A 9354-nucleotide genomic window follows, 5' to 3' on the forward strand; every position below is an offset into this window, starting at 1 on the left:
CAAGGCCGCGCCGGCCGGCCCGGGCCGCCTCGGCACCCTGTCGGGCACGGCCGGCGTGACCGGGCCGCAGGTCAGCAGCGCGCGCGCCTCGGCCGACATCCGCCTGCCCGAGATCCTCGTGATCCGCCGCTACGACGACGTGTTCAGCGAGAACGGCAGGAACCTGCCGGTCACCGTCGAGTACGCCTGGGACTATGCGCGCGGCCTCGGCATCGAGCGCGTCTACACGCGCGACGGCCAGCCCTACAGCCGGCGCGACCTGCCGGGCCAGACCATGAATTTCACCGACGCCGAGATCGAGCTCGCGTTCGCGCTCGCGCGCGAGGACGACGGTCTGCGCGCCGTGCTGGCGCAGCCGGATCTGCGCTTCTACGGCGGCTTCGCGTTCCGCGACGCGAACGACCCGGGCTGCGGCGACGCGTCGCGCTGCGTGCACGTGATCGTGTCGGCCGGCGCCGACGGCGAGCGTCCGGTCGCTCACGCCATAGTCGACCTGCAGCGGCGCAAGGTCGTCCATCCGTTCTACGGCCCCGACAATCCGGGACCGCTGTCGCAGGTCCATCCCTGATATGCCCGAGCAAATGTCCGCAGCGCGGCTCCCATGCCCTTCCGCTCGCTCCCACGACCTCGCCGAACGCTTGCTTCGCAACCGTCCGGCCGCCTCCCTGACTCAAGGGGGCTCCAACAACCTGAACCCGCTTTCGAATGACTCAGCACTCATCCACAAAGGACAGTCCGTGAAGAAGTCTCATCTCGCGCGGGGCCTGGCCCTGCTGTTCCTCGCCGGTCTCAGTTTCGACCTGCTGGCCGCCCACCCGAACTGCGCCGTCTCCGGCGGCACCCTGCTGAAGTGGCCGGCCACCGGCGCGCCGATCTGGGAAATGTGCTGGCTGCCGCCGAACCAGAGTTCCGGCGTGCAGGGCTCCGGCCTCGAAGTGCGCGACGTGCACTACAAGGGCATCCTCGTCGCCAAGCGCTTCCATTCGCCGATCCTGTTCGCCGAATACCGCAACGGCGCCGGCGGCAACTGCTACCGCGACTGGAAGGACACCAACGCGCGCTTCGCCGCGACGCCGGCCGTGCGCAACACCCTCGGCGTGCCCGGCACGTTCTTCGCGACGACGACCTGCGACGTCTCCGCCGACGCGACGGCCTCGCACGGAACCTGTCCGTTCAACAACCTGTCGCCGAATCCGTTCGTGACGGCCGACTGCCTCAACAGCGGCGTGGCGATCGAGGACCGCACGAACGCGCAGAACCCCGAAGAGAGCTACGTGCTGCTGACGACGCAGTACTCGGCCAGCTGGTACCAGTACGCGAGCCGCTTCGCGTTCTACGCCAACGGCGACATCAATCCGGAATTCGGCTACGGCAACTCCGACGGCACCTACAACAGCGTGACGCACTGGCACCACAACTACTGGCGCCTGGACTTCGACATCGACGGCGCCGCCCACGACCAGATCGCGGCCAACGGCGTGCTCAAGTCGGCCGAGTTCACCGACACGCGCAGCCTGACCGGCGGTGGCGGCGGACCGTCGTACTGGGACATCACCGACGGCGTCGCCGGCTTCGGCTACCGCATCGTCTCGGGCGCGAACGACTACACGCCGGTCAACGAATCCGGCCGCGGCTTCCACCTCGCCGACGTGATCGGTTCGCACTTCATCAACAACGAGTATTCCGACAAGGCGACGAACAACCTCAGCGACTGCCAGATGGTCGCGACGAACATCGCCAACGGCGAAAGCCTCGTCGACACCGACGTCGTCTTCTACTACACGGCGAGCGTGCGCGATTCGACCGCGAACAACTGGCCGACCTCGGGCGCCGGCGCGATTCCGCAGGACTCCATGGTCTGCAAGAAGGTGGGTCCGCTGATCACGCCGGTCGGCGACTGGCCGATCTTCCGCGACGGCTTCGAGTGAGCGACGGCGTCACGACAACAACCCGCAGCCCGCCGCGAGCGCGGCGGGCGCACCGAAATCGAGAGGTGAGACCATGATCATCCGCCATTGTCCGGCCGCTCTGGCCCTCGCGCTGAGTGCATTGCTGTACGGCCCCGCCGCGGGCGCCGCTTCCGGTCCCGAGCCGCAGCCCGTCGTGCGCCAGACCTGGACCGCGCTCGGCGGAGACCTCGGCTTCATCTGGAACGTCGAGCTGCTGAACGACTACGGCATCAAGCTCAAGGGCGCGGCCGAGGGCGCGAGCACCGACACGCGCGGCTTCGTCGCCGTGCCGCTGCGCGACCAGAGCGGGCTGAGCTTCGCCGTCACCGAAACCAATTTCGATCACTTCACGACCGGCCGTCTCGTCCTGCGCGGCGGCTTCCGGCTGACCACGCCGGTCGGCGAGATCTCGCTCGTCGACGCGGTGCTGCAGCCGCGCGGCAACGGCTCGCAGATGCTCGACGTCGTCGACGCGAGCGGCAAGAAGCTGTTCTACCTCGACCGCCTGATGTACGCGATCGCCGACCAGGGCCGCACCGTCGAAGTGCAGACCATGGATCTGCGCATGCATGCGGACCTCGCCCAGCGCCTCGGCAAGCCCGAGATCACCGACTGGGTCGTCGCGCAGATGCGCATGAACCTCAGCGTCGTCGCCCAGGACGGCAACTACATCCAGATCGTGCAGGGCGCTCCGGTATGGCCCGGCACGGTTGTGCCCGACGTGACGCCGGAACAGACCTACCAGGCCGACGTGTTCATGCTGAGCTTCCAGCCGCAGTATTCGCGCTGCACGCCGACCTGGCCCGCCGCGGGCGGCACCTGCGACGGCCCGAACACGGCCACGAACGGCTATGCGGTGTTCACGCCGTCGTCGACCCTGCGCAACAACGTCAACAACGGCACGGCCGAAGCGACCGTCGCCGGCGATCCGAACGGCACGAGCTCGGCACTGTACACGGCCGACGTCGCCTGGTATCGCAAGTTCTCGGGCACGTTCCCGCCGTACGACAACGACCAGCATCCGAACCTGATCTGGAATCTGTACCGCGTCGATTCGAACAACCGCATCGAGCAGATCGGCCGGTCGGGGGTCAAGCACGCGTTCGTGACGACCAACAGCGGCTGTTCCTCGGGTCCCGGCAGCGGCGGCAGCACGGGCACCATTCTCGGCCGCTCGTGTTCCGACACCTACGGCACCGGCAACAACGACAGCAACAACGACCTCGGTCCGCGCAGCGAGATCATCCCGGCGCAGGATCTCTGGGGCCGCTGCGGCTCGATCTTCGATCCGGAATGCGACCAGGCGCTCAACACCGGCGGCGGCAACACCAGCTACAGCCAGCGCATGCTCACGCGCGAATCGCAGCTGACGGCCGGCGGCACCTACTACTTCGAGTCCTGGTACATCGTCCGCGACGACGTCAACATCTACAACACGATGGCCTCGCGTCCGGTGACCTTCAGCTTCGGCAGCAGCTGGTCGATCACCGCGGGGACGCCGCAGCTGCTCGGCCCGGTCATCAACCGCTGGGTCAGCCCGACCACGTCGAACCCGAACCAGAAGAACGTCGAGATCGCGAGCAGCGAAGGCCACACGCGCGTCGCGGTCAACGTCGTCGACCTCGGCAACGGCAGCTGGCGCTACGACTACGCGGTCATGAACCTCGACTTCGCGCGTGCCGTGACCCAGGGCACGCCGAAGTACAGCGACGACAGCGATCCGGCGCAGCGCTTCCGCGTGATCCACAACTTCGGCTTCGACCGCTTCAGCGTGCCGCTGCCCGGTGCGACGGTGTCGGCCATCGAGTTCAACGACGGCGAGCTCGATCCGGCCAACGACTGGACCGCGAGCGTCGCCGACGGCAAGGTGACCTGGACCGCGCCGGTCAATCCGGCGCCGCCGGCGAACACGCCGGCCGTGCTGAACCCGCTGAGCTGGGGCACGATGTTCCGCTTCTCGTTCGTCGCGAACCGCGGCCCGGTCGCGGCCGACATCGACCTGCACGTCGCGCAGAGCGGCACGCCGGCCTCGTACACGGCCAGCGTGCTCGGACCCGACGCGGTCGATGCGATCTTCGCCGACGACTTCGAGGCTGTGGCGCGATAGCACGTCGACAGCCGGCGGATCGCTCCCCGCGGTCCGCCGGCCGCCTCGCGGTCACTGTTGCGGCAGCAGCTGCAGCCGGTGCACGCCGGGGCCCGGCAGCAGCGGCGTCGGCGTGCCGGCGACCCAGTCCGCATGGCCGGCGCCGTGGAACGGCGACAGCGGGTGGCTGCTCTGGCCGCCGGGCATGTTCAGATAGCTCTGCTCCTCGTGGCCCGGCGCGATCGCGAAGCGTTCCGACGCGCCGAAGTCCAGCCGCTGCACGCGCGGCATGTTGTTGTCGCCGGCCAGCGCATCGGCCGGCATGTCGAGTCCGCGCGCAAGGAAGCCCGGCAGCGCGCGCGACAGCGGATGGCGGATCCGCGCCGGATTGCGCTGGCCCCAGCTCGCGCCGGCGGCCTCGGCCTGCGCCGCGCGCGCGGCGTCGAGCAGCAGCGCGTCCCAGCTCGCGTAGCGCGGATCGAGCAGGTGCATCGGGCGCCGCTGCAGCAGCTCCCAGACCGGCGCTTCGTAGCCCTGCGCCGACGGCAGCTCGAAGTCCTTGTGGCGCGCCTTGGCCAGCGCTTCGAACGGCGCGAGCGCGGCCGTGATCGTGCGCAGGCGGAATTCGCGCACGAGCGCGTAGTCGGCCGCGTCGACGGCCGCGCGGCCGCTCCAGTGCCCGCTGATGCGCCGGGCTTCGGCGAGATCCGGATCGGCGTTGCCGGCCAGGGTCGCCGCGAGCAACTGCTGCCAGCGCTGCAGGAACACGGCGCGGTCGTCGAGCTGGATCGCGAGCAGGTCGGCCGGCGCGAAGCGGTCGCGCGCGTGCAGGCCGTCGCGGATCTGCTGCTGGCGCGCGCCGAGGTCGTAGCCGCCGTCGCCCTGCAGCGCGAGCCAGTCGCCGTCGACCGTGCGCGCATTAGCGCTCCAGAGGCGCGCATCCGGCGGATCGAGCAGGCGCGGAAATTCTGCAGCGGCGGCCCAGCCCTGCCAGCCGCGGCCGGCCTCGCTCCAGTCCGCCGGCAGGCTCGGATCGTAGCCGGTGCGCCGCGGCAGGCCGTTGCCGGTCAGGGTCCAGCCGATGCGCCCGGCGCTGTCGCCGACGACGAAGTTCTGCACCGGCATGCCCATGGTCGGTGCGATCGCGAGCGCCTGCTCGGCCGTGCGCGCGGTTTCCAGCTGCAGCAATTCCAGATTGACGACGCGCGCGCGGTGCGCGGTCCAGGCCAGCGCGAGCGGCGTGCCGTCGACGTCCTTGGCCATGACCGGTCCCCAGCGCGTCTCGTCGACGAGCAGGGTTTCCGCCGGGCGGCCGTCGACTTCGATGATCTCCGCGTGACGCACGAGCTTTTCCCAGCCTTCGCTCGTGCGGTAGCGCGACGGATCGGCCGGATCGGGATTCACGCGCACCCAGTCCAACCAGTCGCCGTAGCTGTTCGTGAAGCCCCAGGCGACGTGGCCGTTGGAACCGGCGAGCAGCGCCGGCGTGCCGGGCAGGGTCAGGCCGTTGAGGTCGATGGTCTGCGTCGCATCGGCCGGATCGGGATAGCGCAGGCGTGCGCGGAACCAGATGTTCGGCACGCGCAGGCCCAGATGCATGTCGTCGGCGACGAGCGCGGCGCCGTTGCCGGTCAGAGCGCCGCCGACGGCGAAGTTGTTGCTGCCGGCGCGCAGGCCGAGGTCTTCGGCGGCGAGGCTCGCGTAGCGCGCACGCTCCGCCGGCAGCGCCGCGCTGCGGCGCAGGTCGAACACGCCGGCTTCCGGCGGCGCGATCGCGGCGAAGGCCTCGCCGCGCAGCGGCGCGTCCCAGTTCGAACCGGGCTGCACGAGAAAGCGGTACAGCGGCTCGGGCACGCTGGCCTTGAGGCGCGCGAGATTGAGTTCGCGCTTGTTCGCGCCGTCGCCGTTGAGGTCGAAGAACATCGCGTAGATCACGAGCACGCTGTCCTCGCTGGTCCAGGCCTGCGGGCTGCGGTGCAGCAGCAGGTATTCCCACGGGCGCACGGACAGCGCGGCCAGGCCCTCGTTGACGCCGTCGCGGTAGGCCTCCAGCAGCGCCTTCTGCGCCGGAGGCAGCGCGGCGACCGCGTCGCTCGCGCGGCTGCGGAAGCGGTGCTGGCGGTGGCGCCGGTCCAGCGGCAGCGCGACCTCGCCGAACACCGCGGCGAGCTCGCCGGCCGCCGAGCGGCGCAGCAGGTCCATCTGGAAGTAGCGTTCCTGCGCGTGCAGGTAGCCCAGCGCGTAGGCGAGATCGCGCCGGTTCGCCGCGGTCACCGTGGCCGTGCCGAGCGCGTCGCGCTCGACGGTCACGGCGGCCCCGACTGCGGCGCGGCGCTCGCCGTCGAGCGGCGGGAGGCTGCCGCGCAGCAGCAGCCAGACGGCGACCAGCGCGAGCGCGAGCAGCGCGAAGGCGTATTTGAGCAGACGGAGCAGCAGGCGCATGGACGGTTTCCGCGAGGGGAGTCGAAGGGCTATTGCTGTGCGCGCTGGCGGCGCGACTGCGCGGCGACGAGCGCGTCGTCGGCGACGGCCGATTCCAGCGCGACGCCGAGGCGGTTGGTGTGCAGCAGCGGCGGGCAGTGCGACAGCAGCGCCTGTATGACCGCCTGCTGCAGCCGCGTGTAGTAGGGCTGGTGGTGATAGTGCAGGAACACCGGCACGTCGAACGGACGGAAGCCCGGCACGACGCGCACCGGCATGGCCGGATCGAGCAGGTGCACCGGCACGACGGCGCGGCCTATGCCTTCGGCGACCGCATCGATGAGGCCGTAGATGTCGTCGAAATAGGCGCGTTCCATGCGCGGCACGGTGGAGCCGGTCTGGCTCAGGAAGAATTTCTCGGTGAAGTTGTCGCGTGGGTCGTGGTCGATGTAGCAGGCATCGCGGCCCTCGTGCACGGCCGATTCGATCAGCACGTCGCGCTCCACGCCGATCTGCACGTTCTCGATGCCGGCGCGCTCGCATTCGGACAGGCTGATGCAGAAATCCACCTTGCCGGCGATCAGCATCTCGTGCAGCTGTTCCACTTCGGCCTTGAACGCCTGGCACGACAGCTTGGGATTCGCGCGCAGCACGTGGGCCAGCGCCGGCAGTACCATCGAACGCAGCGCCGAGGAATAGGTGACGATGCGGAAGAAGCCGGCGAGCTGTCCCGTGCGCTCGCCGACGAGGCTCGCGAGCAGCTCGGTTTCCTGGTGCTCGAGCGCGGCGCCGTAGCGCTGCAGCAGGCGGCCGGACTCGGTCAGTTCCAGCGAGCCGTACTGGCGGATCAGCAGCGCCTGGCCGAGCAGCGATTCGAGGTTCTGGATGCGCTTGGTCAGCGCCGGCTGGGTGATGTGCAGCAGGTCGGCCGCGCGCGAGAAATTCAGTTCGCGGGCGAGCACCAGGAACGACTCGAGCAGCGGCGAGGACAGCGGAAGTCGCATCGGTTGGCAGTCCGTGCATGAACTCCCGCACACTATAACGCCAGGTTATCGGCTGCTGTATCAGCTTTCATTGGCCGGCGCCGAAAACACTGTGGCATTGTGCAAACCGGGGTTTGCCATGGGTGAGGGTGCGATGCCTGCCAGTGTTGCGCGAGTTCTTCCGTTCGGTCGCCGCGAGGCGGAACGTGCGCCGGCTGCTGCGGCCAGCGAAGCGACCGAAGTCCTGATCCGCCGCGTACGCTCCGGCGAGAGCACCGCCCGCGACGCCCTCGTGCGCCGCTTCCTGCCGCTGCTGCGGCAATGGGCCCACGGCCGCCTGCCGCGCGCGGCGCGCGACCTGCACGAGACCGAAGACCTGGTCCAGCTCGCCCTGATGCGCGCGCTGCGCCAGATCGACCGCTTCGAGTGCGAAGGTCCGGGCAGCTTCCTCGCCTACCTGCGCCAGATCCTGCTGAACCAGGTCCGCGACGAAGTGCGCCGCCTGATGCGCCGGCCGGAATCGGCCGAGCTCGACACCGAAATGGCCGACGTGGACCTGCCGTCGCCGGTCGAGCAGCTCGTCGGCCACGAACGCCTGCGCGCCTACGAGGCCGCACTGGCGAGCTTGCCCAAGCGCCAGCAGGGCCTGATCGTCATGCGCCTGGAATTCGGCATGAGCTATCCGGAGATCGCGACCGAAGTCGGCAGCACGCCGGACGCGGTCCGCGTGATGGTCGCGCGCGCGCTCGTGCAGCTCGCGACGGCGCTCAAGCCGCATCAGTGACGCCGCTCGCGACCGGAGCGGCGCCAGGTCGCCGTCCGGTCGTGACGCGCTTCGCACTTTTCGCCGCGACCGTGTTCTGATGGACTCCCCGCCGTCGTTGAACGGAACATCGCCCGCACAGCACGGGCAGGGGGTTTCCATGACGGGCGAGAACCCGGATCTCGAAAAGATCGCCGCCGGCATCGCCGACGATGCGGCGCTGGACTGGCGCCTGCTGGCCAAGCTCGACGGCGATGCCGCCGACGCCGGCGACGGCCTGCGCGAACTGTCCCAGCTGGCCCAGGTATTCCGCGGCCTGCAGCTCAAGCCCGAACGCAGCGCCGCGAGTCCGGTGCAGTTCCGCTTCGCCGGACTCGACGTGCTCGAGCAACTCGGCCGCGGCGCCCAGGGCGAAGTCTGGCGCGCCTACGATCCGATGCTCGACCAGGAAGTCGCGCTGAAGCTGCGCCACGTCGACTCCGACACCCTGGCCCATCACTTCCTCGCCGAAGGCCGGCGCCTGGCCAAGCTGCGCCATCCGAACATCGTCAGCGTCTACGGCGCGGCGGCCCAGGACGGCCGCGTCGGCCTGTGGACCGAGCTCGTGCGCGGCCGCAGCCTGGCCGAGTCGCTGCAGACCGACGGTCCGTTCGCCGCGGCCGACGCGGTGCAGATCGGCATCGAGCTCTGCCGCGGTCTGGCCGCCGTCCACCGAATGGGCCTGACCCACGGCGACGTGAAGTCCGAGAACGTGCTGCGCGACGTCACCGGCCGCGTCGTGCTGGCCGATTTCGGCGCCGCGCGTGAATTCGAGCGCGACGGCGTGTTCGATCCGGTGTCCGGCACGCGCCAGTACCTCGCGCCCGAAGTGCTGGCCGGCGAAAACCCGGCACCGGCCTCGGACCAGTTCGCCGTCGGGGTTCTGCTGTATCGCCTGCTGACCGGCCGCTACCCGTATGCGGCCGACGATCTCGACGGCCTGCGCCAGCAGCAGCTGGCCGAGGCGCGCACGCCGCTGCGCGAGCTGCGCCCGGATCTGCCGCGCGCGTTGCCGCGGGCGATCGAACGCGCGCTCGCGCCGGATCCGGCGCGGCGCCATGCGGGCGTGCTCGTGCTGCTGGCCGCGCTGGAAGCGTCGCTGCGGCCCTGGCG

7 protein-coding genes are annotated in these 9354 nt (G+C 70.1%); 5 read left to right on the top strand and 2 right to left on the bottom strand.

Annotation, left to right across the window (positions count from 1 at the left end; genetic code table 11):
* The 3 genes from NON22_RS15380 to NON22_RS15390 form a co-directional block, all read left to right on the top strand.
* A partial coding sequence (locus NON22_RS15380; protein WP_257387833.1) for a hypothetical protein occupies positions 1-568 on the top strand: 568 nt, incomplete at its 5' end.
* Positions 569-737: 169 nt separating this feature from the next.
* Entirely contained in the window at positions 738-1928 is a 1191-nt protein-coding gene (locus NON22_RS15385) for a hypothetical protein (RefSeq protein WP_257387834.1), read from the top strand.
* 73 nt (positions 1929-2001) lie between these two features.
* Complete coding sequence (locus NON22_RS15390; RefSeq protein ID WP_257387835.1) at positions 2002-4056, top strand: hypothetical protein; 2055 nt, start codon at positions 2002-2004, stop codon at positions 4054-4056.
* 51 nt (positions 4057-4107) lie between these two features.
* Here the strand turns inward: NON22_RS15390 and NON22_RS15395 are convergent, their stop codons facing one another.
* Together NON22_RS15395 and NON22_RS15400 are read right to left on the bottom strand one after the other, a co-directional pair.
* Positions 4108-6477 carry a penicillin acylase family protein gene (locus NON22_RS15395; protein ID WP_257387836.1) on the bottom strand — a complete coding sequence of 790 codons (2370 nt, stop codon included), beginning with the start codon at positions 6475-6477 and terminating at the stop codon, positions 4108-4110.
* Between the two features lie 29 nt (positions 6478-6506).
* Positions 6507-7460: a LysR family transcriptional regulator gene (locus NON22_RS15400; protein WP_257387837.1), complete on the bottom strand. Its 954-nt coding sequence runs from the start codon at positions 7458-7460 to the stop codon at positions 6507-6509.
* A 133-nt stretch (positions 7461-7593) separates the two neighbouring features.
* On the opposite strand from NON22_RS15400, the gene NON22_RS15405 reads away from it, so the two are divergent.
* Positions 7594-8223 carry an RNA polymerase sigma factor gene (locus NON22_RS15405; RefSeq protein ID WP_257387838.1) on the top strand — a complete coding sequence of 210 codons (630 nt, stop codon included), beginning with the start codon at positions 7594-7596 and terminating at the stop codon, positions 8221-8223.
* Positions 8224-8362: 139 nt separating this feature from the next.
* The coding region (locus tag NON22_RS15410) for a serine/threonine-protein kinase (RefSeq protein WP_257387839.1) at positions 8363-9354 on the top strand (992 nt) is incomplete at its 3' end.

Source organism: Tahibacter caeni (assembly GCF_024609805.1).
GTDB lineage: Bacteria > Pseudomonadota > Gammaproteobacteria > Xanthomonadales > Rhodanobacteraceae > Tahibacter > Tahibacter caeni.

What these genes read in the sequence shown, in the direction of transcription:
- NON22_RS15390 (WP_257387835.1), top strand. Translation starts at nt 2,002, where the DNA reads ATGATCATCCGCCATTGTCCGGCCGCTCTGGCCCTCGCGCTGAGTGCA.
- NON22_RS15395 (WP_257387836.1), bottom strand. Translation starts at nt 6,477, where the DNA reads ATGCGCCTGCTGCTCCGTCTGCTCAAATACGCCTTCGCGCTGCTCGCG.
- NON22_RS15400 (WP_257387837.1), bottom strand. Translation starts at nt 7,460, where the DNA reads ATGCGACTTCCGCTGTCCTCGCCGCTGCTCGAGTCGTTCCTGGTGCTC.
- NON22_RS15405 (WP_257387838.1), top strand. Translation starts at nt 7,594, where the DNA reads ATGCCTGCCAGTGTTGCGCGAGTTCTTCCGTTCGGTCGCCGCGAGGCG.